General features: G+C 68.1%; 29 protein-coding genes. 11 read left to right on the top strand and 18 right to left on the bottom strand.

Annotated elements, in window-relative coordinates:
* Positions 1–5 precede the first annotated feature (5 nt).
* Positions 6–1,160 carry an acyl-CoA dehydrogenase family protein gene (locus tag FHR72_RS07450; protein WP_183467831.1) on the bottom strand — a complete coding sequence of 385 codons (1,155 nt, stop codon included), beginning with the start codon at positions 1,158–1,160 and terminating at the stop codon, positions 6–8.
* Between the two features lie 102 nt (positions 1,161–1,262).
* Between FHR72_RS07450 and FHR72_RS07445 the strand changes: the two genes are divergently transcribed.
* A complete protein-coding gene (locus tag FHR72_RS07445) occupies positions 1,263–1,754 on the top strand; it encodes an SRPBCC family protein (protein WP_183467314.1) in 492 nt (163 codons plus the stop codon).
* Here FHR72_RS07445 and FHR72_RS07440 read toward each other — a convergent pair.
* From FHR72_RS07440 to FHR72_RS07410, 7 genes are read right to left on the bottom strand one after another with little or no spacing between them, the layout of a single operon-like run.
* The gene (locus FHR72_RS07440; RefSeq protein ID WP_183467313.1) at positions 1,746–2,690 is read right to left on the bottom strand and encodes an alpha/beta hydrolase; all 945 of its coding nucleotides are present in this window, start codon (positions 2,688–2,690) and stop codon (positions 1,746–1,748) included. The two genes, FHR72_RS07445 and FHR72_RS07440, sit on opposite strands and share 9 nt — an antisense overlap.
* Positions 2,687–4,204 carry a flavin-containing monooxygenase gene (locus tag FHR72_RS07435; protein WP_183467830.1) on the bottom strand — a complete coding sequence of 506 codons (1,518 nt, stop codon included), beginning with the start codon at positions 4,202–4,204 and terminating at the stop codon, positions 2,687–2,689. The genes FHR72_RS07440 and FHR72_RS07435 overlap by 4 nt, the downstream gene beginning before the upstream one ends.
* An 8-nt stretch (positions 4,205–4,212) precedes the next feature.
* The gene (locus tag FHR72_RS07430) at positions 4,213–4,944 is read right to left on the bottom strand and encodes an SDR family NAD(P)-dependent oxidoreductase (RefSeq protein WP_183467312.1); all 732 of its coding nucleotides are present in this window, start codon (positions 4,942–4,944) and stop codon (positions 4,213–4,215) included.
* On the bottom strand, positions 4,934–5,701 hold the full coding sequence (locus tag FHR72_RS07425) for an HpcH/HpaI aldolase family protein (RefSeq protein WP_183467311.1): 768 nt from the start codon (positions 5,699–5,701) through the stop codon (positions 4,934–4,936). Before FHR72_RS07425 ends, FHR72_RS07430 begins: the two co-directional genes overlap by 11 nt.
* Position 5,702: 1 nt before the next feature.
* Entirely contained in the window at positions 5,703–6,671 is a 969-nt protein-coding gene (locus FHR72_RS07420; RefSeq protein ID WP_183467310.1) for a zinc-binding dehydrogenase, read from the bottom strand.
* Position 6,672: 1 nt separating this feature from the next.
* Entirely contained in the window at positions 6,673–7,890 is a 1,218-nt protein-coding gene (locus tag FHR72_RS07415) for a cytochrome P450 (protein WP_183467309.1), read from the bottom strand.
* Positions 7,891–7,898: 8 nt separating this feature from the next.
* Positions 7,899–8,603, bottom strand: a complete 705-nt coding sequence (locus tag FHR72_RS07410; RefSeq protein WP_183467308.1) for an NIPSNAP family protein — start codon at positions 8,601–8,603, stop codon at positions 7,899–7,901.
* An 87-nt stretch (positions 8,604–8,690) separates the two neighbouring features.
* Here FHR72_RS07410 and FHR72_RS07405 point away from each other — a divergent pair, with 87 nt between their 5' ends.
* Positions 8,691–9,533 (top strand): SMP-30/gluconolactonase/LRE family protein, encoded by an 843-nt coding sequence (locus tag FHR72_RS07405; RefSeq protein ID WP_183467307.1) that lies wholly within the window; start codon positions 8,691–8,693, stop codon positions 9,531–9,533.
* An 11-nt stretch (positions 9,534–9,544) separates the two neighbouring features.
* The gene (locus FHR72_RS07400) at positions 9,545–10,354 is read left to right on the top strand and encodes a thioesterase family protein (protein WP_183467306.1); all 810 of its coding nucleotides are present in this window, start codon (positions 9,545–9,547) and stop codon (positions 10,352–10,354) included.
* On the opposite strand, the gene FHR72_RS07395 is transcribed toward FHR72_RS07400, so the two are convergent.
* A complete protein-coding gene (locus tag FHR72_RS07395) occupies positions 10,351–10,542 on the bottom strand; it encodes a ferredoxin (RefSeq protein ID WP_183467305.1) in 192 nt (63 codons plus the stop codon). The genes FHR72_RS07400 and FHR72_RS07395 overlap by 4 nt on opposite strands.
* A gap of 82 nt (positions 10,543–10,624) precedes the next feature.
* On the opposite strand from FHR72_RS07395, the gene FHR72_RS07390 reads away from it, so the two are divergent.
* Positions 10,625–11,161 carry a TetR/AcrR family transcriptional regulator gene (locus FHR72_RS07390; RefSeq protein WP_183467304.1) on the top strand — a complete coding sequence of 179 codons (537 nt, stop codon included), beginning with the start codon at positions 10,625–10,627 and terminating at the stop codon, positions 11,159–11,161.
* On the opposite strand, the gene FHR72_RS07385 is transcribed toward FHR72_RS07390, so the two are convergent.
* Positions 11,158–12,348: a CaiB/BaiF CoA transferase family protein gene (locus FHR72_RS07385; protein WP_183467829.1), complete on the bottom strand. Its 1,191-nt coding sequence runs from the start codon at positions 12,346–12,348 to the stop codon at positions 11,158–11,160. The genes FHR72_RS07390 and FHR72_RS07385 overlap by 4 nt on opposite strands.
* A gap of 85 nt (positions 12,349–12,433) precedes the next feature.
* On the opposite strand from FHR72_RS07385, the gene FHR72_RS07380 reads away from it, so the two are divergent.
* The 5 genes from FHR72_RS07380 to FHR72_RS07360 all read left to right on the top strand — a co-directional run bounded on the left by FHR72_RS07380 (position 12,434) and on the right by FHR72_RS07360 (position 16,557).
* Complete coding sequence (locus FHR72_RS07380; protein ID WP_183467303.1) at positions 12,434–13,573, top strand: phosphotransferase; 1,140 nt, start codon at positions 12,434–12,436, stop codon at positions 13,571–13,573.
* Positions 13,574–13,655: 82 nt separating this feature from the next.
* A complete protein-coding gene (locus tag FHR72_RS07375; RefSeq protein WP_183467302.1) occupies positions 13,656–14,201 on the top strand; it encodes a TetR/AcrR family transcriptional regulator in 546 nt (181 codons plus the stop codon).
* Positions 14,202–14,255: 54 nt separating this feature from the next.
* Positions 14,256–15,740 (top strand): aldehyde dehydrogenase family protein, encoded by a 1,485-nt coding sequence (locus FHR72_RS07370; RefSeq protein ID WP_183467301.1) that lies wholly within the window; start codon positions 14,256–14,258, stop codon positions 15,738–15,740.
* On the top strand, positions 15,737–16,141 hold the full coding sequence (locus FHR72_RS07365; protein ID WP_183467300.1) for a nuclear transport factor 2 family protein: 405 nt from the start codon (positions 15,737–15,739) through the stop codon (positions 16,139–16,141). The genes FHR72_RS07370 and FHR72_RS07365 overlap by 4 nt, the downstream gene beginning before the upstream one ends.
* Positions 16,138–16,557, top strand: coding sequence for a nuclear transport factor 2 family protein (locus tag FHR72_RS07360; RefSeq protein WP_183467299.1), 420 nt, complete (start codon positions 16,138–16,140; stop codon positions 16,555–16,557). Before FHR72_RS07365 ends, FHR72_RS07360 begins: the two co-directional genes overlap by 4 nt.
* A gap of 4 nt (positions 16,558–16,561) precedes the next feature.
* On the opposite strand, the gene rlmN is transcribed toward FHR72_RS07360, so the two are convergent.
* The 5 genes from rlmN to FHR72_RS07335 all read right to left on the bottom strand — a co-directional run bounded on the left by rlmN (position 16,562) and on the right by FHR72_RS07335 (position 20,973).
* Positions 16,562–17,722, bottom strand: coding sequence for a dual-specificity RNA methyltransferase RlmN (rlmN, locus tag FHR72_RS07355; protein ID WP_183467298.1), 1,161 nt, complete (start codon positions 17,720–17,722; stop codon positions 16,562–16,564).
* Between the two features lie 108 nt (positions 17,723–17,830).
* Positions 17,831–18,721: a phosphatidate cytidylyltransferase gene (locus FHR72_RS07350; protein ID WP_183467297.1), complete on the bottom strand. Its 891-nt coding sequence runs from the start codon at positions 18,719–18,721 to the stop codon at positions 17,831–17,833.
* Between the two features lie 2 nt (positions 18,722–18,723).
* Positions 18,724–19,281 carry a ribosome recycling factor gene (gene frr, locus FHR72_RS07345; RefSeq protein ID WP_183467296.1) on the bottom strand — a complete coding sequence of 186 codons (558 nt, stop codon included), beginning with the start codon at positions 19,279–19,281 and terminating at the stop codon, positions 18,724–18,726.
* 150 nt (positions 19,282–19,431) lie between these two features.
* Positions 19,432–20,178: a UMP kinase gene (gene pyrH, locus FHR72_RS07340; protein ID WP_183467295.1), complete on the bottom strand. Its 747-nt coding sequence runs from the start codon at positions 20,176–20,178 to the stop codon at positions 19,432–19,434.
* A gap of 105 nt (positions 20,179–20,283) precedes the next feature.
* The gene (locus tag FHR72_RS07335; RefSeq protein WP_183467294.1) at positions 20,284–20,973 is read right to left on the bottom strand and encodes a class I SAM-dependent methyltransferase; all 690 of its coding nucleotides are present in this window, start codon (positions 20,971–20,973) and stop codon (positions 20,284–20,286) included.
* A 36-nt stretch (positions 20,974–21,009) separates the two neighbouring features.
* On the opposite strand from FHR72_RS07335, the gene FHR72_RS07330 reads away from it, so the two are divergent.
* Together FHR72_RS07330 and FHR72_RS26485 are read left to right on the top strand one after the other, a co-directional pair.
* Positions 21,010–21,435 carry a MarR family winged helix-turn-helix transcriptional regulator gene (locus tag FHR72_RS07330; protein ID WP_183467293.1) on the top strand — a complete coding sequence of 142 codons (426 nt, stop codon included), beginning with the start codon at positions 21,010–21,012 and terminating at the stop codon, positions 21,433–21,435.
* Positions 21,436–21,638: 203 nt separating this feature from the next.
* A complete protein-coding gene (locus FHR72_RS26485; protein WP_260155919.1) occupies positions 21,639–21,968 on the top strand; it encodes a hypothetical protein in 330 nt (109 codons plus the stop codon).
* 250 nt (positions 21,969–22,218) lie between these two features.
* On the opposite strand, the gene FHR72_RS07320 is transcribed toward FHR72_RS26485, so the two are convergent.
* From FHR72_RS07320 to tsf, 3 genes are all read right to left on the bottom strand, one after another.
* On the bottom strand, positions 22,219–23,622 hold the full coding sequence (locus tag FHR72_RS07320) for an amidase (RefSeq protein ID WP_183467292.1): 1,404 nt from the start codon (positions 23,620–23,622) through the stop codon (positions 22,219–22,221).
* A gap of 54 nt (positions 23,623–23,676) precedes the next feature.
* The gene (locus FHR72_RS07315; protein ID WP_311736082.1) at positions 23,677–25,029 is read right to left on the bottom strand and encodes a sugar transferase; all 1,353 of its coding nucleotides are present in this window, start codon (positions 25,027–25,029) and stop codon (positions 23,677–23,679) included.
* 476 nt (positions 25,030–25,505) lie between these two features.
* Positions 25,506–26,321, bottom strand: a complete 816-nt coding sequence (gene tsf, locus FHR72_RS07310) for a translation elongation factor Ts (protein ID WP_183467290.1) — start codon at positions 26,319–26,321, stop codon at positions 25,506–25,508.
* Positions 26,322–26,349: the final 28 nt, after the last annotated feature.

The raw sequence follows: 26,349 nt of genomic DNA, 5'->3' as shown, positions 1-26,349 counted from the left end.
TCCGGCTACGACCTTTTCGCCGGAGGGGCGTAGGCGGGCTTGCCCAGGCCCAGCGCGTGCTGGGCGATCATGTTGCGGAACACGTCGAGCGTGCCGCCGTAGATGCCCATGGGCGACGCCAGACGGAAGAGGTACTCGGCGCTGAGCCCCGACGGCACCGCCGACGGTGCACCGAGGATGTCCATCAGGTCGGGTGTGATGTCGCGCAGGGTCTGGGCGATGGCCACCCGGCCGAACATCCCCGGCGTACTCATGGCGGCCTCCAGGCGGGTCACGCACCGGCCCAGCCGATAGGCCACCGCGGCGTCGGAGAGCAGCCCGGCGGACTGCACCTGTCGGGCGACCCGGTCGACCTCGTCGGCCAGCAGCAGCACGTGCTCGGTCATGACGGCGATCTTGTCCAGCCCGCCGGCGTCTCGCTCGACGGTGCCGTGTTCGGCGTTGAGCGCTTCGCGCAGGACCCCCCATCCGCCGTTGACGGGTCCGACGCGGTAGCGGTCGTCGACGCGGACGTCGCTGTAGAAGGTGATGTTGGTCCGATCGCCGTCGACCGTACGGATCGGCTGGATCTCCACCCCCGGTGAGTCGAGCGGCACGAGGAACATCGTCAGGCTCTGATGTTTGGGAGCGTCCGGGTCGGTGTTGGTGATGAGGTAGACGTACTGCGCGTGTTGGGCATTGGACGTGAACATCTTCGAACCGTTGATGATCCAGCCGTCGGAGTCGCGGACGGCGCGCGTCTTGCAGGTGGCCACATCCGACCCGCCCTCGGGTTCGGTGTAGCCCAGGCACAGGCGGTATCTGCCTGCCAGCACCTCGTCCAGAACCTCGGCCTTCAGCTCGTCTGATCCGAACGTCGCCACCGCGTGGGCCACCATCGACGTGGTGCCCCAGTGGAACCAGGGAGTGTGCGCGCGGCCGATCTCCAGCTCCCAGATCCGTCGCTGCACAGCGGTGAATCCGCCGTCGGCCTCGCTACGCCAGTCCCGCTGCAGGTAACCGGCGTCACCGAGTGCCAGGTGGACCTCTTCGTTGAAGTTGTCGCCGGTCTCACGGTCGCGGGCGATGACGTCCTCGGTCACGACCGACGCCAGGAACGCGCGGAGCTCGGACTGGAACGCCCGATCCTCGTCTGACAGCACGACTTCCGAGAAGTCCATCGCCACCGCTCCTGTCCACACCCACTTGGCTCCCTCCACGCAGCGTGACAGTATGGCGATGCTTTGTAAAGTATGGAGAGCTTCCGGCGAAGGGTGAGCAGTGTGGGTATCGTGACGACGACCTCAGAGACGGCCTTCACCCAGTCCCCCGAGACCATCTACGACTTCGTGACCGATCCCAGCAACTGGCCGAAGACGTATCCGGGCAGCTCCCACGTGGGCACGAGTCCCGGGAAGCTGCCTCTGGAGGTCGGCGACACCTGGACCGAATCCGGACCGGACGGGGCGCGGATCTTCACCTGGCATCTGGCCATCGCGATGCGGCCGAAGCTGTGGATGTTCAACTCGGTCGGTAACCTCGGCCACGACAGCGACGGCCAGGGCGGAATGCCTGGACGAATCACGGTGCAGTACAAGTTCACTCAGCCCGGTGAGGGCATCACGTTGTTCAGCCGCACCATGACCGTCGAGGCGTACCGGGATTCGCCTCTGCCCGACGGCTTCTTCCGCACGGTCAACCCCGCGAACATCGACGCCTATCACGAAGCCGTGGCACGTGAGCTCGCCGACGCGGCGCAGAGGAGCTCAGCGTAGGAAGGCCCTCCGCAGGGCCGCTCCCTGCATGTCGAAGAGCCGGCTGCTGAGCTCCCAGTCGGGTAGCAGTGAGTCGAAGCCGTGGCACGTCCCGGCGAAGACGTGCACTTCGGCGGCGACGCCGGCCCACATCAGACGCAGCGCATAGTCGATCGCCTCGTCGCGCAGGGGGTCGAGCTCCGAGCAGGTGATCAGCGCCGCCGGCAGAGACCGCAGCGGCTCGGCCCGGGCGGGAACGGCATCGTCGGGAAGCGTTGCGCCCGCACCGTAGTGCCGCCACATCCACTCCACGGCCTCGGCGTCGAAGCCCGGCGTGGCGGTGAACTCCTCCTTCGAGGGCGTGGGCCGGTCGTCGAGCACCGGCTGGTGCAGCAGCTGGAAGACGACGGGAGGCGCCTCACCCGCCGCCGAGAGTTGGGCCAGTCTGGCCGCGAGCCCCGCACCCGCGCTGCTGCCCGCGACTGCGAGGGAGGTCGCGTCGATCCCCAGTTCGGCGGCACAGCGGGCCGCCCACCCCAGCACGGCGGCCGCGTCGTCCAGCGCCGCGGGATACGGATGCTCGGGGGCCAGGCGGTAGTCGACCGACAGGACCATGGCGCGCCCCCGGCGCGCGAGCTCGATGCACTGGCGGTGGTCGGTGTCGAGGTTACCGAGGACGAAAGCCCCGGAGTGGCAATAGATCACCGCCGGGGACGGCGGTGGACCGCCGCGGTAGATCCGGACGGTGACGGTGTGCCCGTCGGAGACCGTGACGTCGCGCTGCTCGACCTCGACACCGACAAGGTCGGCGGTGCGGGCGGTGTCACCGCGCCGCTGGTTCAGGGAGTCGCGGACCGCGCCGAGCACCGGCGGCGACAGGTCGGTCCGTGCGGCGACGAGGTGCCGCAGCTCCGGTTCGAGCCGTTCGGCGATGTCGGCCGGCTCCGGGACGTTCACGGCGTGTCACCACCGGAGGCCGTACTGGCCGATACGCCTACGGTGCGGCGGGCGCCGGGGGTGTCGAACTGGTAGTCGCTGGGCCGGAACCACCGGGTGCGCGCCCAGAAGTCCCGGGCGCTGCGCGGCCACTGGGTGACGACCCGGCCGTTGGGTGCACGGAAATAGTTGCTGCAGCGTGTCAGCCAGACGGTGCCCTGCATCCAGGCGTCGATCCGTTCGAGGAACCGCGTCATCACGTCGGCGCGCACCTCGATCGAGGATCTGTTCTTGCGGCGCATGTACTTCAGTGCGCGCACGATGTATCGGGCCTGCGCCTCCAGCATGAAGATGACGCTGTTCGAGCCGACGTTGGTGTTCGGGCCGTAGAGCATGAAGAAGTTCGGGTATCCGGGCACTGCCATTCCCAGGTAGGCGTACGCCCCGTCGCGCCACGTGTCGCGCAGCAGCACCCCGTCGGCGCCGCGGACCTCGATCTGGCCCAGATAGTCGGCCGCGGCGTATCCGGTGGCGCACACCACCACATCGACGCCGATCTCGGTGCCGTCGGCCGTGACCAGCGACCGGGCGCGCAGGGCTGTCGCGGGGCTGGAGACGACCTGGACATGGGGGCGGGTCAGCGTCTGGAGGTAGTCGGTGGCGAACACGAGCCGTTTACAGCCGAAGGGGTGGGCGGGCGTGAGCTTGGCACGCAGGTCGTCGTCGGCGACGGCGTTCTCCAGCGCGCGCAGCGCGATGCGCTTGAACTCCTCGGTCTTGTCGCTGCCGTGCTCGATGACCGCGATGTTCGACTCGCTGCGCAGCCACAACCTCGTTCGGTAGATCTTTTTCGCCAGCGGGATGTGGGCGAAGGCCCACTTCTCCCGATCCGTGTACGGACGGTCCGGTTTCGGCAGCACCCAGGTCGGCGAGCGCTGCACGGAGTACACCTGCGCGGCCTGTTTCGCGACCTCCGGAACCAGTTGCGCGGCGGTGGAACCCGTGCCGAGCACCGCGACCCGGGCGCCGCGCAGGTCCACCGAGTGGTCCCACCGCGCGGTGTGCATGAGGGTGCCGGTGAACGGCTCCTCTTCGACGAGGTCGGGCATGACCGGCGCGGTGAACAGCCCGACTGCCGAGACCACGACATCGAAGTGGTGTTCCTCGCCGGCCTGGGTGGTCAGGCACCACGTGCGCTCGTCAGGATTCCACTGTGCGGAGACGATCTCGGTGCCGAGACGCAGATTGTCGTGCAGGCGGTAGCGCAGCGCGCATCGCTCGAAATAGTCGAGGATCTCCTGTTGGCCAGACCACAGCCGAGACCAGCGGGGGTTCAGGTCGAACGAGTACGAGTACAGGTGCGATTTCACATCGCACGCCAGGCCCGGATAGGTGTTGACGCGCCAGGTGCCGCCGACGCCGTCCTCGCGGTCGAAGAGGGTGAAGGTGTCGAATCCGGCTTTGCGCAGGAAAATTCCGAGCGCCAGCCCGCCGGGTCCGGCGCCGATGATGCCGACGGTGAAGTCTCTGGCCATGGGGGTCGTCATCCAATCTGCAGGGATTGCCCGCCATCGACGATGAGCTCGGAACCGGTGATGAAGGTGGCGTGGTCGGAGACGAGGAAGGCGACCGCGTCCGCGATCTCCATGGGTTTTCCGATTCGGCCCATCAGTGCATGCCGGGCCAATCTGGACTGCGTGCCCTCGTCGAGCATCGGGGTGTCGACGGGCCCCGGGAACACCGCGTTCACCCTGACACCCGCGGGCGCGAGTTCGACGGCGGCGACCTGAGTGAGGCCCCGGAGTGCCCATTTGGACGAGCCGTATGCGCTGTGGCCGGGAAACGGGCGGATGGCTCCGGTACTGCAGGTGTTGACGATCGAGGCTCCGGAGGCGGCACGCAGATGCGGCAGCGCGGTCTGGATTCCGAGGAACGGGCCAAGACAGTTCACCCGCCAGCTGCTCTCGAATCCCACCGCCGTCTCCTCGGACAGCGAAGCCCGGTGCAGCACACCGGCGTTGTTCACCAGCGCGGTCAGCGTTCCGAAGCGGGTGACGACGCTATCCACCGTGGCGCTCCACTGCTCGGCGGAGGTGACGTCGAGGTCGTACGCCACGACCCGGTGGGCGTCGAGGTCGGCGACCGTCTGCGTCAGTTCTTCGAACCGGATGTCGCAGGCCGCCACCCGCAATCCGTCCTGCAGCAGCCGGGCCACGATCGCGGCGCCCTGGCCGCGGGCGGCGCCGGTGACCAGCGCGACGCGGTCAGCGGTCATCACCGGCCTCCTCCCCGAGCGCCTCGGCGAGGTGCGCGGCCGCACCCCGGCGCAGCGCCTGCGACTCGCTGGCGAGCGTGATCATCCCGAATCCGTTCTGCGCCATCGCATGACCGGCCGCGCCTGTCGCGGCGTGGATCCCGCTGACCAACCCCGCCTGCGCGGCCGCACGCTGAACCTGCAGGATCACATCGAGCACGTCACGCCGCGTGAAGGCCTCGGCCGGCCGGTGACCCATCGAGAGCGCCAGATCGGCAGGGCCGACGTAGATTCCGGTGAGCCCGTCGACCCCGCAGATCTCGTCGACCGCCGCGAGGCCCCGGGTCGTCTCGATCATCGCGAACACCGACGCCCGAGCCTGCAGGGCTGCCGGGTCGGCGCCCATGCTTGCACGCAGGGGCCCGAAACTCCGGACTCCGCCGGGGGCATAGCGGGTGGCGGCCACCGCGGCGGCGGCATCGGCGGCCGACTCCACCATCGCGATGACGACGCCGTCGGCGCCTGCATCGAGCACCCGTCCGATCGGTGCGGGGCTCGCATCGGGCAACCGGACCACGGTGGCGATGGGCACGTACTCGAGCCGGCGCAGCATCAGCGCGACGTCGGCATCGGTCAGATATCCGTGCTGGACGTCGAACCCGACATAGTCGTAGCCGGCCGCCGCGTACTCCTCCGGCCCGATCACCGTGGGGCCGACGATCCAGCCGCCCCACAGACGGGCCTTCGCCGCGAGGACGTCCTGCAGTCTGCTGCCCATGTCAGGCCACGATCGCGATCTTGATGCGTCCCGGCGCCGGCCGGGAGGCCAGTTCGAACGCGGCCTGGACATCGTCGGCGGGAAACGTATGGGTGAGGTAGTGGTCGAGCAGGCCGGGATGCTGCCCCGCGAACGCGTCGGCCTCCCCCAGCATCCGCCTGCGCTCCATCGTCACCCCCGATTTCAGCGTCAGGTTGTTCCTGAGCATCGTGCGCATGCTGATCGGGTACGAATCATCGTCGGGCACACCGAAATAGAACACCGTCCCGCCGAAGGCGCACGCCTCCACCGCATGCCCGAGCGTGGCCACCTGGTGCCCGACCGCCTCGACGACGATGTCGGGCCGGGCATCCGGGGTGAGGTGGCTGACCCACCGGTCGCTGGTGGCCCGCACGACGGTGTCCACGCCGAAGGACGACGCGACGGCGTCCCGGTCGACGGGGTCCACGCCGGTGACCTGCGCGGCGCCGCGCTCTTTGGCGACGTAGGAGAACAGCAGTCCGATCGATCCCTGACCGAGCACGGCGACGTGCCGCCCGGAGAGGTCCGGCAGCTGCTCGACGGCATAGAGCACGCAGGCCAGCGGCTGCAGCGCCACGGCGTGGGCCGGGCTCAGCGATTCGGTGTAGGCCAGCAGACCGTCCCCGTCGGCGACCACCTCCTCCATGAGGCCGTCGAATCCCGAGGCCCAGCCCACGACCCGGTCGCCGCGGCGATGGGACGGATGCCTGCTCGCGAGGACCTCCCCGACGATCTCGTGGATAGGGAAGCCGTCCTTGTCCGCCGCCTGGCGGCCGGTGTCGAACGGCAGACGTCCCTTCACACCGCGGAAGGCGGGCAGGTCGCTGCCACAGATGCCGGCTGCGAGGAACCGCAGCAGGACCTGACCGTCGCCCAGCGATTCGGGCGAGCGTGGCAGGACATCGGATTTCTCGAACGTGTACGGGGCGACGAGCCGGTACGACCACACCTCACACCTCCACCGGCAGTGAGTTCCAGCCCCATTGGAAGCTGGACGGCGGCCGCGATGCGGCGGCGGTGTCGACGCGGAAGTGCGGAACCCGTTTGAGCCATTCGCTCACCAGGATCGTGATCTCCAGACGGGCCAGATGTGCGCCGAGACAGAAGTGTTGACCGCGGCCGAAGGCCAGCAGTCGCGGGATGGGGCGGTTCCAGAGGAATTCGTCGGGTCGGGGGTATTCCCGTTCGTCACGGCCGGCCGAGGCCAGCAGCGAGATGATCCGCTGGCCGGGCTCGATGGTGGTGCCGTGCAGCGTGAACGGTTTACGCAGCGTGCGTGCGAACCACTGTGCGGGCGCGCAGTACCGGATCATCTCCTCGCGGGCGACGGGCACCGACGCGTCCAGGTCGGCTCTGACATCGGCCAGTTGTTCGGGGCGCGAGCACAATTCCCACAATCCGTGGGCCACGATCTTGGGCACCGTCTCGGTTCCCCCGATGAACACCCCGAGCAGCTGCACCGCGGCCTCCATGTCGCTGAGTGCGGACCCGTCGGGCAGCCGGTACGCCAGCAGGTTGTCCACGATCGGCAACGGGTCGGACTCCCCCACGCGGCGGCGCGCGACGACGGGAGCCAGATATTCCAGGTAGCCCGGACGCGCGTTCGCAACCTCGACACCGCTGCCCGGTTGGGCCAGGCTGCCCGCATTGACGGTGGCGAGCACGTCGGCGGCGAGATCGACGGGGAGACCGACGATGTCGCAGACCACCGACGCCGCGACGATCCCCCCGAACTCCTGGGTGAGGTCGAACCGGCCCCGCGGCAGCAGTTCGTCGAGGCGTTCGTTGGCCCGCACCCGGATCCGCTCGGCGAGCGCCGCCACGTTCTTCGGCCGGAACGGTGCGGCGGTGCACCGCCGCACCTCGTCGTAGACCGGCGCGTCGAAGATGGCGTGAAAGGGCATCGGATGCAGGGGCGGATCGGGCACCGGCCCGTTGTTGTGGGCTGCCAGCACCGTGGCGGCAGGCAGCGTTCCCTCCGAGGCGACGAACGTTCCGTCGTTGATCTCCAGCACGTTCCAGATGTCGTCGAACCGGGACAGCGCGTAGGTGTCCCACTGCGGCAGGTAGTACACCGGGTGCTGATCCCGCAGTACGCGGTAGAACGGCAGCGGATCCGCCATCACGGCGGGGTCGAACGGATCGTAGGTGAACTGCGCGCCAGACATTTCCGCGCTCACTGCAGGGGGGACGGAGGGAGGGCGGCCAGGATCGAGTCCTCCCAGCCGTCGCGCAGTGCGGGCGCCACGCTCATCCAGGTGACGATCTCGGCGGGCGGGCTGTCCTTCCACGACGGGTAGTGGTTCTCGAAGCACGCCCAGTCCCCGTCCAGCGCCCAGTAGTGGATCACCTCGTTGAATCGGAACGTGGTGATGAACGAGCCGAGCCACCGCTTACCGGTCGACTCCGACCAGGGCACGTAGAGGCGTTCGAGTTCGCGGATGTAGTCGTCCTGCCGACCCGGCTTGGTCTGCATGACCTCCTGGATCACCAGGCCCGCGGTGAACTGCCCGACCTGCAGCTCAGCGAGCGTCCTGTTGCTGCGCCCGGCGTACATGATGCGGCCCTCCCCCCTGGCGCCGGAGCCACGCAGGTATTCCGACCACCGGTCCGCTGCGGTCGCGTGGCTTCCGCCGCGGGCCTGCGCCCGGCCGATGCGCGCATAGTCGGCGAAAGCGTCGATCTCCCAGATGATCGTGACCTGGGGCCAGTGTCCGTTGTACGGCGTGGTCTCCCACATCCCGAACAGTCGGGCACCCAGCTCACTCATCATCGGGTGGTAGCTCGCGCTGAACTCCGCGACGAACTCGTCTGCGCGCGCGGATCCGAGATCGATCGTCTCGTGCAGGTAGAGCAGGGTGTGGCTGTGGTAGCGCTTCATCGCGGCGTCATCTCGACGGTCATGCTCCTGATTGACAGCTGCACCCAGCGAGCGTGACACTTGCCGCGTGTTTTGTAAAGTCGTCATATGACGTTCACCCCGTTGGCCGACGGCTTCTGCTTCGGAGAGGGCCCGCGCTGGTTCGAGGGCCTCGTCTGGTTCTCCGACATGCTGGGCGAAGCCGTGCACACGGTCACACTCGGAGGCGAGACGAGCACGCTGCCGCTGCGCGGTCATGCGCCGTCCGGCTTGGGTTTTCGACCCGACGGCACGCTGCTGATCGTGTCCACCGAACGCAGGGCGGTGCTGGCCTACGACGGCGAGTCGGTGGTGACCGTGGCCGATCTGTCGCCGCTGGTGCCCGCCGACCTGGGCGACATGGTGATCGACCGGCACGGCTGCGCCTACGTCGGATCTCAGGCGCGCCACGGCGGCGTCATCGTGCGGGTCGACCCCGAGGACGGCCGGCGTACCACCGTCGTCGCCGATGGGCTGGAGTTCCCGAACGGTTTGGCGATCACCCCGGACGGCGCGACCCTTCTGGTCGCCGAGTCCACCGGGCGGCGACTGAGCGCGTTCGACATCGCCGAGGACGGAAACCTCTCCGGGAGAACGGTGTTCGCCGACGGTCTGGAGGGACCGCCCGACGGCATCTGTCTCGACGACGAGGGCGGCGTGTGGGCCGGCATGACGCTTGCGCACCAGTTCCAGCGGATCACCGACGGTGGCCGGGTGACCGACCGCATCGACACCGGAGGGCGCACCGCCATCGCCTGCACGCTCGGCGGACCCGAAGGCCGGACACTGTTCATGGTGACCACCACCGACGCCTATCCCGAGAAGCTGCGCGGGACAACGCTTTCACGCCTGGACGCCACGACCGTGGACATACCCGCCGCCGGCTTCGTCGGCGAACCGCACCTGCATTGAGAGAGGCGAGAATGCCGGATTCGTACTACACGCTGGCCGCTGACGACGACGAGCGGGGCGAGAAGTTCACCGCCCGCGATTTCGTCCGCAGCACATGGTCTCCTGCGATCCAGCACGCCGCTCCCGTGTCGGCGCTCCTGGTGCGCGCCCTGCAGCGCTGCGAACCGCGGGCGGACACCAGGCTCAGCCGCGTGCTCGTCGACCTGCTCGGCCCCGTGCCCGTCGACGGTGACCTGTGGGTGCGATCCCGGCGCGAACGCCCGGGAAAGCAGATCGAGCTGGTCAGCGCCGAGATGCTGGCACCGGGGCCCGACGGCCGACCCCGGCCGGTGGCCCGCGCCAGCGGGTGGCGCCTGCAGACCCTCGACACCGCGGCCGTCGTCCACAACCCGGCCGAACCCCTTCGTCCGCTCTCCGAGGCACGCAGCCGGGACATGAAGAAGAACTGGGACGTCAACTACGTCCACAGCCTCGACTGGCGATGGCTGACCACCCCGATGGCCGACGGGCCCGGCGAGTCCTGGATCAGGCCGGAAGTCGATCTGGTCGAGGGAGAGACCATGACGCCGCTGGAACGCCTGTTCGCCGTCGCCGACGACGCCAACGGGATCGGCACCAAACTCGACATCCGCCGGTGGACCTTTCTCAACACCGATCTGGCCGTGCACGTGCACCGGGTACCGGACGGCGAATGGATCGGTATCCGCGCCGAGACCAGTTACGGCCCAGACGGAATCGGCACCACACGGGGCACCCTGTTCGACGAGACCGGTGCCGTCGGTGCCATCCAGCAGTCGGTGCTCGTCCGACCCCGAAGCTAGCCGCTCAGGCGCAGCGCCGCCGCAGGGCACTGCGTGACCGCCTGCTGCATGCGGCCGCGGTCGGCCTCGGGACGGTCGGCGCCGTGGATCACCAGGGTGCCGTCGTCCTGCACCTCGAACACCTCGTCGGCGATCGACTCGCAGATGCCGTGGCCGGTGCACTTGTCGAGGTCCACCCCGACCTTCATGACCGCTCCGAGGGTGCGCCGGCCGATGACGTCATCACCGATTCAGCGTGACACTTCGACAATATTTTGTAAAGTGTGCAGGATGCAGCAGAAGCCGCCTGACAACGCGACGCGTCAGCGCATCCTGGCGGCGACCGCAGAGGTGTTGGGCCGCAACGGTACTGCCAAACTGTCGCTGTCGGAAGTGGCCGCGCAGGCGGGCGTATCCCGACCCACCCTCTACCGCTATTTCACCGACAAGCGGGAACTGCTCGACGTGTTCGCGGTGTGGGAGCGCCAGTACTACGAACGCGCCATCGCCAAAGCCACCGCCGAAGTGCCACCGCACGAACGTCTCGATGCCGCACTGCGGGTCATCGTCGAATACCAGCTGTCCTACCCCGGCCTGCGCATGATCGACGTCGAGCCCGACCAGGTGATCCGCAGGATGACCCGCGTCCTGCCGCTGATGCGCGAACGACTTCAACGGCTGTGCCTGGGTCCCGACGCCGCGTTGTCGGCCGCCACCGCCGTGCGCGTGGCGATCTCGCAGTACCTCGTGCGCAGCGACGACACCGAGGACTTCCTGGCGCAGCTACGGCATGCCGCGCGCGTCAAGCCCCCTCTCGACGCCCACTAGCCGCCACCGGTCGCGGGGCGGGCGATCTCGGCGAGAACCTCCTCGGTGTGCTCCCCCAGTTCCGGAGCGCTGGAACGTATTTCGGTGGGTGTGCCGTGGAAATCCGCCGGTGTGGCGACCATCGGCACCGCGCCGCCGTCGGCGTCGGGCACGTAGACGATTCCCCCGGCCGCGTGGAACTGCTCATCGCCGAGCACGTCCTCCATCGAGTTGATGGGCGACCAGAACAGGTCCGGATGTGCGGAGAAGATGTGTGCCCACTCGTCCAGGCTCTTCTGCGCGAAGATCACGTCGAGTTCGGAGATCAGCTCCACGGCGTTGACCGCGCGGCTCCGTCCGGTGGCGAACCGTTCGTCGGCCGTCCAGTCCGGCCGGCCGACGGCGGCACACAGTGCGGGCCAGTGTCGTTCGCCCTGCAGACCGACCAGCCAGAACCGCCGTCCGTCGCCGGCGGTGTAGTTGTTCATGCAGGGGTTGGCCATGGTTTCGCGCTGACCGATGGCGATCGCGTGGCCGGTGATCAGGAAGGTGTTGAGGTCGAAGCTGACGGTGTAGGCACCCTGGCGATACAGCGACGTGGACACCAGCTGACCCGCGCCGGTGCGTGTGCGCGCCACCAGCGCAGCGCAGATCGCCCCGGCGAGCGTCATTCCCGCCATGTGATCGCCCATGCCGCCACGCTGGAACGGCGGTGCCTGACCGGGCCTGGTCAGCAGGTGCGCCAGACCTGCCCTGGCCCAGAACGCCGCGACGTCGTAGGCCGGCCGGTCGGCGTCCGGGCCCTCGGCGCCGTAGCCGGTGATCAGGCCGTAGACCAGGCGTGGATTGGTCGCGGCCACCGCCTCGAAATCCAGACCGATACGCCGCAACGCCCCGGTGCGGATGTTCGTCAGGAACACATCGGCGTCGGCGATCAGGTCCCGTGCATGGGCTTTCCCTTGCGGGGTGGCCAGATCCAGCACGATGCCGCGCTTGCCGCGGTTGTCCATCTGGAAAGGTGGGCTGACATGGTGACGGTCTTGCGGGTCGATCCCCAGCATCCGGCCGAAGGTTCGCGCCGGATCGCCACCGGGCGGCTCGATCTTCACGACGTCGGCACCCCAGTCGGCGAGGATGCCGCCCGCCGCCGGCCCGGCCACCCAGACGCCGAGTTCGACGACCTTCACGCCTTCGAGCGGACCCGCCATCGCACCCGCGCCTCTCTGCACTTTACAAACTATCGGACGTTTGTAACTCTGTTGACGCTACCGGTCCAAGCCTAGGAGGCTCGTGGTGTCTGCCATCGCCGATCGCGTCGCGCCGGTCGCCGGCCTCGCCCTGCATCTTGGCCGCGGATTCGGCCGAATCGGCACCGACACGCTCATCGGCCGGCTCCGGCCGCTGCCGCGCGCCGTCGGGGATCTCGATGCCACCACGATGTCCGAACTGCTGGGCCGCCCCGTCGACTCGGTGGTGGTGCTCGACGGCGATGCCGGCACGTCGTCCCGGGCCCGCCTCGCCCTGACCGGGCACGACGTCCCGGCCACGGTCTTCGTCAAGATGGCCGCCGAGACCGTCGGCACCCGTCTGATGGGCGAACTGGGCAACCTGGCCGACACGGAGACCCGTTTCTACAGTCAGCTCGCCCCGGAGCTGACCGGCGTCCCGCGCTGCCATGGCTGCCGGTTCGACGCGCGCACAGGCCGGTTCGTGCTGGTGCTCGAAGACCTCGCGGTGCATGACTGCGAGTTCCCGGACACGCTGCACCCCATCGACGCCGACCGCGCCGCCCTGGTGGTCGAGTTGCTCGCCCGCCTGCACGCGACGTTCTGGGGCCGTCTTCCCGCACGCAGCGGTATGGGGACGTTCGGCTGGCTGTACACGGCGTCCGAGGACAGCGCCTCATTGCTGACCGCGCCGCTGCTGAGAACCTCGGCACGCCGCCTCGCCGAGCGCACAGGGCTGCCCGTGCAGCGAGGCCGCTTCATCGACGACAACTACCGCGCCGCCGCGGCGTACATCGACCGGCCTCCGCACACCGTCATGCACGGGGACGCACACCCGGGCAACCTCTACTTCTCGCAGGGTGCCGCCGGGCTGCTCGACTGGCAGGCGGTCCGGCGCGGCCACCCGAGCCGGGAACTCGCCTACACCCTGGTCACCGGAATGGCGACGCGGGCGCGCCGCGACACCCAGCGCGACCTGCTCGACGTATACCGGCAGTCCCTCGTCGCACACGGCGGCCCGGATATGGACCGCGACGACCTGTGGGACCGGTACCGCCAGGCCGCCCTGTACCCCTACGTCGCGACACTGATCACCGCGGGCATGGGAGGCATGCAGGTGGAGGACATCGCCCTGCGCGGCCTCGAACACAGCCTCGACGCGCTGGAGGACCTGGAGACCATCGCCCTGCTCCGGAGGGTCCTGTGACCAACAACCCCGCGCGCGCCGTCGGCTCGCAGCCCCGGCACGCTTTACGATCGACACCGAACCCGTAAGTAAGGGCAGGGACGTGAATCAACCAGTATCCGAGGCCGGAGCCGAGACCGACGACACCTCGACCAGGAACCGGATCCTCGTCGCGACCGCCGAGGTCCTCGGTCGCAGTGGCCAGACCAAGCTGAGCCTGTCCGAGGTCGCGTTGCAGGCGGGGGTGTCCCGCCCCACCCTCTACCGCTGGTTCGCCGACAAACAGGCCCTGCTCGAAGCCTTCGGCATCTACGAGCGCGAAATGTTCGAGACCGGGATCATCAAGGCGACCGCCGGGCTGCGGGGCACCGAGCGGGTCGACGCCGCGATGCGTTTCATCGTCGAATATCAGCACTCCTATTCGGGAGTGCGCGTCGTCGACATCGAACCCGAGGTCGTCATCGCACGCCTGGCCCACATCATTCCGCTGATGCGCGCCCAACTGGAGAAACTTCTGCCCGGCGCCAACAGTGCGGTCAAAGCGGCCACGGCGATCCGTGTGGCCGTGTCGCACTACATCGTGCGAGCCGACGACGACGACCAGTTCCTGGCTCAGCTGCGGCACGCGGTGGGCATCAAGACGACCTGAGGAAGTCCGCGCGAAAGCGTGACACTCGGCGGAAAACTTGTAAAGCTAGCTGTCATGACGACAGCGGAGACCGAAACCGGCGTGCTCGCGGGCGACGAGCGCATGCTCATCGACGGTGAACTGCAATTCACCGGCAGCGGAGCCACATTCGACGTGATCCATCCCGCCAGTGAGCAGGTGGCCGGCCAGGCCACCGATGGCACGGTCGACGACATGGCCCGCGCGGTCGCCGCGGCGCGACGCGCCTTCGACGAGACCGACTGGTCCCGGGACCTGGAGTTCCGCTACCACTGCCTGATGCAGCTGCACGACGCGTTCGAGCGCAACAAGGAACGGCTGCGCCGCGTCCTGATCACCGAGGTGGGCTGTCCGGTCAAGGTGACCGGCAGCCAGATCGAGAGTCCCATCGCCGAGGTCAAGCACTGGGCCGACCACGGCAGGAACTTCGACTACCTGGTCGACAACGGCATCCACGAAACCGCGATGGGCCCGGCGCTGCGCAAGATCCACTACGAGCCCGTCGGTGTCGTCGGGGCCATCACGCCGTGGAACGTGCCGTTCTACCTCAACGTCGCCGAGACGGTGCCCGCCCTGATGGCCGGCAACACGGTCGTGCTCAAACCGGCTCAGCTGACACCGTGGTCGGGCAGCGAGTACGGCCGCATCGTCGCCGAGGAGACCGACATCCCCGCGGGCGTCTTCAACGTCGTCGTGTCCAACGCCAACGAGGTCGGCGCGGCGCTGTCCTCGGATCCGCGGGTGGACATGATCACCTTCACGGGGTCGACCGCGACCGGCCGCGCCATCCTGGCCGCGGGTGCACCCACGGTCAAGAAGACCCTGCTGGAGTTGGGCGGCAAGAGCGCCCACATCGTGCTCGACGACGCCGACTTCTCCATGGCGCTGCCGATGGCGGCGTTGATGGCGTGCGTCATGTCCGGGCAGAGCTGCATCCTGCCCAGCCGGATCCTGTTGCCGCGCAGTCGCTATGACGAAGGTATCGAGATCATGAAGAACATGATGGAGAACTTCCCGGTCGGCGATCCGTGGGACCCGAACAACATGCAGGGCCCACAGATCAGCGACGGCCAGCGGCAGAAGGTGCTGGGCTTGATCCAGTCGGGCATAGCGTCCGGGGCGCGGCTGGTCACCGGCGGCGGCGTGCCCGAGCACCTTCCCGTCGGCTACTACACGCAGCCCACCCTGCTGGCCGACGTCGACCCCGACTCGCAGATCGCCCAGGAGGAGATCTTCGGGCCCGTCCTGACAGTCACGCCCTACGACACCGACGACGACGCCGTCGCGATCGCCAACAACACCATCTACGGCCTCTCCGGCGAGGTGAGCGGCGGAGACGTCGAGCGCGCCTTCTCGGTGGCCACCCGGATGCGCACCGGCAACGTCACCATCAACGGCAAGAGCCACTTCGGCATCGGCAGCCCGTTCGGCGGAACCAAGCAGAGCGGCCTGGGCTACCGCAACGGCGAGGAGGGATACAAGGAATACCTCGACGCCAAGACCATCGGCATGCCCGCGTGAGCGATGTCGAGACCCTAGGCGACGAACTCGAGATCGACCATCTGCTGACCCGGTACTGCCGCGCCGTGGATTCGAAAGACTGGGCGCTGTATCGCTCGATGTTCACCGAGGACGCCCGGGTGGACTACTCGGCAGCCGGTCTGTTCGCGGGCGGCTGCGACGACGCCGTCGTCTACCTGAACCGGCACCAGCGGTCGATCAGCGTCGGTATGCACTACGTGACCAACGTGGAATGCCGTATCGACGGCGATACCGCGACCGCGGTCGCGATGTGGTTCAACGCCGTTCGCCTGCCCGGGGCCGAGGGCATCAGCTTCTTCCACGGCCGCTGGCACGACCGGATGGTCCGGACACCGTCGGGATGGCGGATCAGCGACCTGCGCCTGGAGCTGGTCGCATGACCGACGTCACGCGCGTGTCCGACGAGCTGGAAATCCGGGCGCTGCTGAGCAGATACGCCCGTGCGGTCGACACGAAGGACTGGGATCTGTACCGCTCGGTGTTCACCGACGACGCCCACATCGACTACTCGTCGGCCGGCGCCGCGGCGGGAAGCCGAGACGAGGTGACGGCGTGGCTTGCCGCCGGGTTCGAGACGCTGCCGTGGAGCATGCACTACATCACCAACGTCGAGTGCGACATCGCCGGAGACACCGCCGCGGTGCGGGCGATGTTCTACAACCCCATGCAGTTGCCCGGGATGCCGCAGCAGAGTTGTTGCGGCGGCTACTACCACCACGACATGGTGCGCACGCCCGACGGATGGCGCAGCCGGCACCTTCGCGAAGAGAACGTCTGGTTCGTCGGACGACCCTGAGGTGTCAGCCTTCGGCGGCCAATTGCCCGCAGGCAGCGGCGATTTCGCGGCCGCGTGTGTCACGCACGGTGCACGAGACACCGCGCTCCCGGACGCGGCGGACGAATTCGCGCTCGACGGGCTTGGGGCTGGCGTCCCATTCACTTCCCGGCGTCGGGTTCAGCGGGATGAGGTTGACGTGCACCAGCGGGCCGAGCGCGCCGTGCAGCTTTTTACCGAGAAGGTCAGCGCGCCAGGGCTGGTCGTTCACGTCGCGGATCAACGCGTACTCGATCGACACACGCCGGCCGGTCACGTCGGCGTAGTAGCGCGCCGCGTCGAGCACCTCGGAGACCTTCCACCGGTTGTTGACCGGGACCAGCGTGTCGCGCAGCTCGTCGTCGGGGGTGTGTAGGGATACCGCCAGCGTCACGTTGAGCTTCTCGTCGGCGAGCTTGCGGATCGCCGGCACCAGCCCGACCGTCGACACCGTCACCGACCGCGCGGAGATGCCGAACCCGTTCGGCGGCGCCGCGGTGATCCGTCGCACCGCGGCGACGACGCGGTTGTAGTTGGCCAGCGGCTCGCCCATCCCCATGAACACGATGTTCGACAGCCGTCCCGCCCGGGCGGACCCCGCGGTCGGTTCGCCGCGGGCGGAGCCCGCAATCGGACTGGAGTCCCGGTCGCGCAGCTCGGCGCTCGCCGCGCGCACCTGCTCAAGGATCTCGGCGGTCGACAGGTTCCGCTTGAGCCCGCCCTGGCCCGTCGCGCAGAACGGACACGCCATGCCGCAGCCCGCCTGCGAGGAGATGCACACGGTGTTGCGGTCGCTGTAGCGCATCAGCACCGATTCGAAGGTCGTGGCATCGCCGGCGCGCCACAGCACCTTGCGGGTCTCACCGGCGTCGCACTCGATCTCGCGCAGCGCCGTCAGCAGGCTGGGGAACAGCGCTTCGCCGACCTGCCCGCGCATCGCGGCGGGAAGATCGGTCATCTGCGCCGGATCGGCGATCAGCCTGCCGTAGTACTGGTTGGCCAGCTGCTTGGCGCGGAAGGCCGGCAGGCCCAGCTCCGCGACGGCCTCCGCGCGGCCGGCCTCGTCGAGATCGGCGAAATGCCGCGGCGGCATCGCGCGGCGCGGCGGATCGAAGACGAGTGGAAGTGCGGGGACGGATCCAGTCATGGGCACCTGCCATTGTGTCACTTCCGGCGGTGGCGCCCGAATCAGCGAGCGTGCACGTGTGGTACGTCTCCCCTGCGATGTGCAGGCCCCACCTGCACCGGTCGGGCGTCAGGCCAGCAGGGTCAGCACGATCCACGTCGCCACCGCCGACGGCAGGACCGAATCCAGACGGTCCATCAACCCGCCGTGGCCCGGCAGCAGCGTGCCCATGTCCTTGATGCCGAGGTCGCGCTTGACCTGGGACTCGACCAGATCGCCCAGGGTCCCCGTGATGACGAGCATCACGCCCAGCGGCACACCGACCCACCACGGGTTGTCGGTCAGGAAGGACACGGCCAGTGACGACACCACGATGCCGAGGACCAGCGACCCGCCCAGCCCCTCCCAGGACTTCTTCGGGCTGATCGCCGGCGCCATCGGATGCTTCCCGAACAGCACGCCGGCGGTGTAACCGCCCACGTCGGAGGCGACGACGCCGAGCATCAGGCAGAAGACCCGGCCTGCGCCGTCCTCGGGATAGATGAGCAGGGCGCCGAAGCTGCCGAACAGCGGGACCCATGCGGCCAGGAACACCGTGGTGGCCATGTCGCGCAGGTAGTTCTGCGGCGCGGTGGACAGCCCGCCCGACACCAGTCGCCAGATCATGCAGACCACGACGGTGCCGCCGAACGCTCCCAGCGCGCCGGTCGTGCCGAACGGCCACGTCAGCCAGATCATCGCCTGTCCGCCGACCAGCAGCGGGATCACCGGGATGGAGAAACCGCTCTCACGAAGCCGGCGCACCACCTCGTGGGTCGCCACCGCCATCGCGACGGCGACGACCGCGACCCACACCTTCGGGACGAAGATGAGGACGGCGATCAGCGACGCGCCCAGCGCCACGCCCACCGCGATCGCGGCGGGCAGGTTACGTCCGGCACGCCCCGACTTCTCGGCGGTCTTGTTCTGCGGTTCTCGGACCGGCTCTTCTGCCACGGGAATCGATTGCTGATCGGTCAACCTCAGACCTCCAGCAGCTCGCCTTCTTTGTGCTTGACGATGTCGTCGATCTGGCTGGTGTACTGGTGGGTGCTCTTGTCGAGGTCTTTCTCGGCGCGAGTCACCTCGTCCTCGCCGGCATCGCCGTCCTTCTTGATGCGGGCGAGCTCGTCCATCGCCTTGCGCCGGATGTTGCGCACCGAGACCTTCGCGTCCTCACCCTTGGACTTGGCCTGCTTGACCAGGTCGCGGCGGCGCTCCTCGGTGAGCTGCGGGATCGACACCCGGATGACGTTGCCGTCGTTAGTGGGGTTCACGCCCAGATCGGAGTTGCGGATCGCATCCTCGATGTTGCGGAGCTGGTTGGCCTCGTAGGGCTTGATGACGACCATCCGAGCCTCGGGCACGTTGATGCTCGACAGCTGGGTGATCGGGGTCTGCGCGCCGTAATAGTCGATGCTGATGCGGTTGAACATCGCGGGGTTGGCGCGGCCGGTGCGGATCGATGCCAGGTCGTCGCGTGCCACCGACACGGCTTTCTCCATCTTCTCCTCGGCATCGAAGAGCGTCTCATCGATCACTGGGTAATCCCCTTCGCTCGCCCCTGGAACATTCCCCGTCGCCCCTGGAACATTTCCCCGTCGCTTCGCTCGCCCCTGGAACATTCCCCGTCGCTTCGCTCGCCCCTCACAACAACCTCTCCCGTCCTTCGCACCTGCTCCGCGCCTCGCTCATGTCGGCGTGACCAGTGTTCCGATCTTCTCACCTGCGACCGCGCGAGCGATATTGCCATCGGTGAGCAGGTTGAACACCAGGATCGGCATCCCGTTGTCCATGCACAAGCTGAAGGCGGTGGCGTCGGCGACGGCGAGCCCGCGGTCGATGACCTCGCGGTGGGTGATGGTCGCGATCATCTTCGCGTCCGGGTGCACGCGCGGGTCCGCGGTGAACACTCCGTCGACCGCCTTGGCCATCAACACGACCTCGGCGCCGATCTCCAGGGCGCGCTGCGCGGCCGTGGTGTCGGTCGAGAAGTAGGGCAGGCCCATCCCGGCACCGAAGATGACCACGCGGCCCTTTTCCAGGTGACGCTGCGCCCGCAGCGGAATGTAAGGCTCGGCGACCTGGCCCATCGTGATAGCGGTCTGCACCCGGGTGTCGATGCCTTCCTTCTGCAGGAAGTCCTGCAGCGCAAGGCTGTTCATCACTGTGCCCAGCATGCCCATGTAGTCCGACCGGGTCCGCTCCATGCCGCGCTGCTGCAATTGCGCCCCGCGGAAGAAGTTGCCCCCTCCGATGACCACGGCGACCTGCACGCCGCTGCGCACGACCTCGGCGATCTGACGGGCCACCAGCGCGACCACGTCGGGGTCCAGTCCGACCTGCCCGCCGCCGAACATCTCCCCACCGAGTTTGAGCAGCACTCTGGTGTAGGCGGGTCTGAACGAAGAGGACTGCTCGGCCGTTGGGTCTGCCATCGGGCTCCTTCCGGTCCGCACACGAGGAGGCCGTCGTGCAGACGGCCGACCTCAATCCTGCCAAACCTTCGCGGCCCCGAGGGCGAATGGGTGCAACGCGGCGCGTTACCCGAGGTGTGCGGTCAGCAGCCAGGCACCCACCGACTTGCGACCTTCGGCTTCGTCACGCACGTCGGCCCCGGCAAATCCCTGGAAATTCTGGGCGAACGCCTCGGGCACATTGGCGTGGATGCGGGCAGGCCTGATCTCGTCGATGACCCAGTACTTCGACACCACCTCGCGCAACTCCTCCTCGGTCACCGGGTTGACCGGGCCGTCGGACGGCATCGAGCTGCGGTCGAAGACCAGGACGAAGTACGACGCCCCCGGGGCGGCGGCGCGCACGATCGACTGCTGATAGCCCTCGCGCAGTTCGACAGGCATCGAGTGGAAGAGCGTGCTGTCGACGATCGTGCCGAAGCGCCCGTCGTAACCGGTGAACGCGCTGATGTCGGCGACGTCGAAGCTCACGGTGGTCAGACCCCGCCTCGCCGCCTCTTCCCGGGCCAGTTCGATCGCCGTGGGCGACTGATCCAGGCCGACCGTGGTGAACCCCCGCTCGGCCAGGTACATCGACACCGCCGCCTCTCCGCAGCCGGCGTCGAGGACGTCGCCGTGGAACCTGCCTGCGTCGATGAGGGCCGCGATCTCGGGCTGGGGTGCTCCGATACTCCACGGGGGCCGTACCGCCCCGCCCATCTCCTCTGCTTCGCCGCGGTAGGCGGACTCGAACATCTGGCCTGTGGGATCAGTCATGACTCCTTGGTATCAACGTAGTTGATATATGTCAATATGGTTGACATGTCAGGATCCGACGAGCAGCCACTGGGCTATCTTCTGCACCGGCTGGCGACGTCGCTGCGCGCAGACGTGACCGCGCGCGTGCTCGAACCGCTCGAATTGTCCTTCCCGCAATACATCTGCCTGCGAATCCTGTCGCGCAGCCCGGGCCGCTCGAACGCCGAATTGGCGCGCGACGTCATGGTCTCGCCGCAGGCGATGAACATCGTCGTGCGCGGCCTGCAGGACCGCGGCTTCGTCTCCCGTCCGGCCGAGGTCTCAGCGGGCCGGTCACGACCCGCCGAGCTCACCGCGGCGGGCCGGGCGGTGCTGAAGCGCACCGACGACGGCATCCGGCAGGCCGAAGACCATGTGCTGGCTCCGTTGGGTGAACGCGATCGACGAGAGCTGCGCCGCATCCTGGCCGCCCTCGCCTGACCCGGCGGCACCGCGTCCCGGGGGCACCGCGTCCCGAAGGGCACCGCGACCCCCGGGGGGCACCGCGAGCGCGCGTGTCTGCCCGCCGACGCGCCGCCGCGCGCGGCATTTCGCGCGCCCTCGCCGTCGGCCATTGTCACGTTTCTGCCCTCCGTCGCGTCCTACCTTCGACACAGAAGAGCCCGAACGAACGGAGCACACACATGACGGCACCTGAGGACCCTGCCACCGTCAGCATCCGACCCGCCGCCGGCGTGGGTGACGGCACCGCGAACACGACGCTGCACCGAGTCCTCCTCGGTGTTCTCGCGGCGACGGGGATCGTCACGGGCGGATGGGCTTTCTTCGCGGCCCGCCATTGGTACGACACGTTCCCGGGCCTGGGCATGAGTTGGCTGCCCCCGCTCGGGCCGTACAACGAGCACTTCGTCCGGGATGTCGGAGCGTTCTTCCTCGGCCTGGCCGTGCTCAGCGTGCTTACCTTCGTCCATGTCACCAACACGACGCTGGTGCGCGTCGCGGCGAGCACGTGAAGCGCGTTCAACCTGCTACACCTGATCCTGCACCTGCAGATGCTGCACCACTACAGCCCGCGCGACCAGATCCTGAACGTCGTCACGCTGAGCGCTCTGCTGCTGGTCTCGCTCGCGTTGTTCCTGCCGCTGCGATCGGCCGACCGCAGGGCCTGAACGGCCGCTTCGGGCACCGCGAGCGCGCTCAAAATGCCACCGGGACAGCGCGTGTCGCCGTGCAGACACGCGCGCTCGCGGTGCCGAAGGGGGGTCAGCGGATCCGGTCCCACGGTTGCGCCTCTTCGAGTTCGAAGGCGAGCTGCAGCAGGCGTGCCTCCTCCCCGACGCCCGCCGCGAACATCATGCCGACGGGCAGCCCGGATGCGGTCTGCGCCAGGGGCAGCGAGATGGCCGGCTCTCCGGTCGCATTCTGCAGCGGGGTGAACGCGACCCAGTCGACGAGTCGCTCGATGATCTGCTCGTAGGGCGCCGTCGGATCGAGATGCCCGACGCGCGGTGGCGGGTCGGCGAGGGTCGGCATGAGCACGACGTCGTAGGTGGCGTGCAGGCGTGCGGTGATCCTGCGGGTCCGCGCCAGCCGTGCGGTGGCGAGCGGCACCCGGTGCAGATTGCGGGCGGCGAACGTCTCCAGGCCGAGCGTCAGGTTGTCCAGCCGGCCGCGATCGAAGCTCGGGCCGAACGTCCGGCGCCCACCCCGCACCAACGCGAAGGCGAGGAAGGACCAGTACAGCAGGAAGTCGTCCATGAAGCGCGCCGGAACCGGGTTGTCGATCACCGTGATCCGGTGTCCGAGTCGCTCGAGAAGGGCCGCGGTGGACAGCGTCAGCTCGGTGACCTCGGGGCTCGCCTCGCGGGTGATCGACTGCGTACACACCGCGATGCGCAGACGCTGCGCGCCAGGTCCGGTGACGTCTCCGATCGGCCGCAGCTTCGGAGCAGCGGTCACCTTCTCCATCTCGCGGTAGAAGGCGGCGGTGTCGCGCACCGATCGGGTGACCACCCCGTTGGCGACGATGCGGACCGGCATCTGACGCATGTCCCTGTCCAGCGGGAGCCTGCCGCGCGACGGCTTGAGACCGACAAGCCCGTTGCAGGACGCCGGAATCCTGATCGAACCACCGCCGTCGTTGGCATGGGCGATCGGCACGACACCCGCCGCGACGAACGCCCCCGACCCCGACGAGGACGCCCCGGCGGTGTGATCGGTGTTCCACGGGTTGCGCACCGCGCCCAGGCGCGGATGTTCGGCGGCGGCACTGAAGCCGAACTCCGACATCTGCGTCTTGCCCAGCGGCACAAGGCCGGTCGCGAGATACGCCCGCGCAAGGTCCCCGTCGGCGGCCGCGGGCACCTTGTCCCAGGCGTCGGTGCCGTTCATCGTGGGCATGCCCGCCACGGCGACGTTGTCCTTCAGGAACGAGGGCACGCCGTCGAAGAAGCCCCCGTGGGGCCGGCGCCGCCCCGCACGGGCCTTCGCGCGGTCGAACGCCTCGTAAGCGAGCCCGTTGAGCGAAGGATTGACCTTCTCGACCCTGGCGATGGAGGCCTCGATCAACTCGGCCTTCGAGACCGTCCCGGCGCGCAGTGCGTCGACGAGGCCGGTGGCGTCGAGGTCGCCCAGAGCGTCGTCACCGAAGGCGGAGATGCGTTCCATGGCGCGACGGTACCAAAGCGTACCGCTGCGAACGGTGAAGCGGGCGTGCCCGATTCACTCGGCTCGGCGCAGCACCGCCCCGACGGTCATCGCCAGGATCTTCCAGTCGAGCCACAGCGACCAGTTCTCGATGTAGAAGTTGTCCCACTCGGCACGGTCGGCGATCGAGGTCTGGCCGCGCAGACCGTGCACCTGAGCCCAACCGGTGATACCGGCCTTGACGCGGTGGCGATCGCCGTAGCGCGCGATCTGGACGTTGAACAGGTCGACGTACTCGGGCCGCTCGGGGCGCGGACCGACCAGGCTCATGTGGCCCCGGATGACATTGAGCAGCTGAGGCAGTTCATCCATGGACGTCGACCGCATGATCTTGCCGATCCGCGTGCGGCGGTCCACGCCTTCGACGCCGCCGGGCGCCGAGTCGGCGCTGCGCTCGAACGCGGCATCGGAGGCGCGCGGTGCGCGCATGGACCGGAACTTCAGGCAGCCGAACTCCTTGCCGTCGCGCCCTATCCGCGGCTGGCTGAAGAAGATGGGACCCGGCGAACTCAGCCGCACCAGCAGCATCAAGGTCAGGAACAGCGGAGAGATGAGCACCAACCCGATGGCTGCGACCATCCGGTCGGAGATGTGCTTGGCCGCGAACTGCCAGCTGCGCGGATTCGTCGCCGGCACCGCGATCAGCGGCAGTCCCCCGATGTGGTCGATGCGTGCGTGCACCCCGATGGTGTCGAAGATGCGGGGCACGATCCACACCCGCATGCCACGTTGGTGCGCGACCCGCACCGCGGCGGTGATCGCTTCGTCGCGGGTGCGGGAAAAGGCGACCACCAGACATTCCGCGCCGGTCTTGGCGACGACCTCGTCGAGCGCTTCGAGCTTGCCCAGGTACGGGATCGTCGCCGGCTGATCGCGGTCGATACCCATGTGCGGCAGCTCGTCGTCGATGAGGCCGATGGGGCGCAGGCCGTACTCGGGGGTGATGTTCAACCGGTCCACGACCTTGGCGGCCACGCGCCCGTTGCCGACGATCAAGGTCGGAGAGATCAGGCGGTCGTGCCGGTAGTAGTGGTTCTTGACCAGGATCCAGAACAGGCGACCGAGCGGGACCAGAATGGCCGCCACCATCCACATCCTGGCCACGGCGGGCCCCCGCGGCGCGTCGATGCTGGTGTTGAGGACCAGGCCACTGAGCAGCAGCATCGCCGCGAAGGCGGTGATGGCCTCGATGGCCGGCAGTTCGTCGAGGAACGTGCGGCGCAGGGTCGGCCTGTACATGCCGCGGATCGCCGCAAGCCCGACGATGGTCGGCGCGAAGAAGCACAGCATCCAGATCGGCGGCAGCGCGAGATCCTGACTCGTGGCCCAGGTCATCCCCAGGGCCACCGAGAGCGATGCCGTCGTCACATCGGTCAGAGCACTGGCGAACGGTACCCAGGCCCTGCGTTTATGTAGCTGAACAACCTCGACCGGAGCTACTTCCGGCAATCCCCCGCTGACAAGTGTGTTTGCCGTACGGGCAGTGTCAACCGTGTCTGTCACCGTGACCAGAACAGTTCGCGCCAACCGCCATGCGAAGAGATTAACTCGTCGGAAGCAGCATGGATGAAGTTTGGGGTTACGCGCGTGAGACGGCAGGCCTTGTTAGTTAGCTGAAGAATTTGCCGCCGCCCGGCAGGACCAGATCAAGCAAATATCAAGATCACACCCGCCCCACAAGTGAACTCTGTATCGACACAAATCTGACGTGTGTGGCAAATACATCTGCGGCCGTGCCCTATTTTCTTGATCTCCGCGAACGAATTTGTTTGTTTTCGGGGTGTTGCGTGCAAAACACAAAACCCCCGAGACCGGGAGTCTCGGGGGCCTGTGGATGTCGAAGGTCAGGCTTGGCCGACCTCGAAGCGGACGAACCGGGTCACGGTCACACCGGCCTCGTCGAGCAGCGCCTTCACCGTCTTCTTGTTGTCGGACACCGACGGCTGATCGAGCAGCACGACGTCCTTGTAGAAACCGGTGACGCGTCCCTCGACGATCTTGGTCAGCGCCTGCTCCGGCTTGCCCTCCGCGCGGGCGGTCTCCTCGGCGATGCGGCGCTCGTTGGCCACGATGTCCTCGGGCACGTCCTCACGGGTGAGGTACTTGGCCTTCAGCGCCGCGATCTGCAGTGCGACCGCGTGGGCGGCGGACTTGTCGTCGCCGGTGTACTCCACCAGCACACCCACCGCGGGCGGCAGGTCGGCGGCGCGCTTGTGCAGGTAGGTCTCCACCTGACCGTCGAAGTACGCGGCACGACGCAGTTCGAGCTTCTCGCCGATCTTGGCCGACAGGTCGGCGACGAGCTGCTCGACTGTGGACACCCCGACGTGGGCAGCCTTGAGCGACTCGAGGTCGCCGGCCTTGGCAGTGGCCGCCGCGGCGACGATCTCCTCGGCGAGGGCCTGGAACTCCGCGTTCTTGGCGACGAAGTCGGTCTCGGAGTTCAGCTCGATGAGCGCGCCGTCCTTGGCCGCGACCAGGCCCTCGGCGGTGGCACGCTCGGCGCGCTTGCCCACATCCTTGGCGCCCTTGATGCGCAGCAGCTCGACGGCCTTGTCGAAGTCACCTTCGGCCTCGACGAGCGCGTTCTTCGAATCCAGCATTCCGGCGCCGGTCAGCTCCCGAAGGCGTTTGACGTCGGCAGCGGTGTAGTTAGCCATGAAAGTCTTTCCTTTGAGGCTCGATCGG

Origin of the sequence: Mycolicibacterium iranicum (assembly GCF_014190915.1) — a bacterium.
Classification (GTDB): Bacteria; Actinomycetota; Actinomycetes; order Mycobacteriales; family Mycobacteriaceae; genus Mycobacterium; species Mycobacterium iranicum_B.
This window is presented reverse-complemented; position numbering and strand designations above follow the sequence as displayed.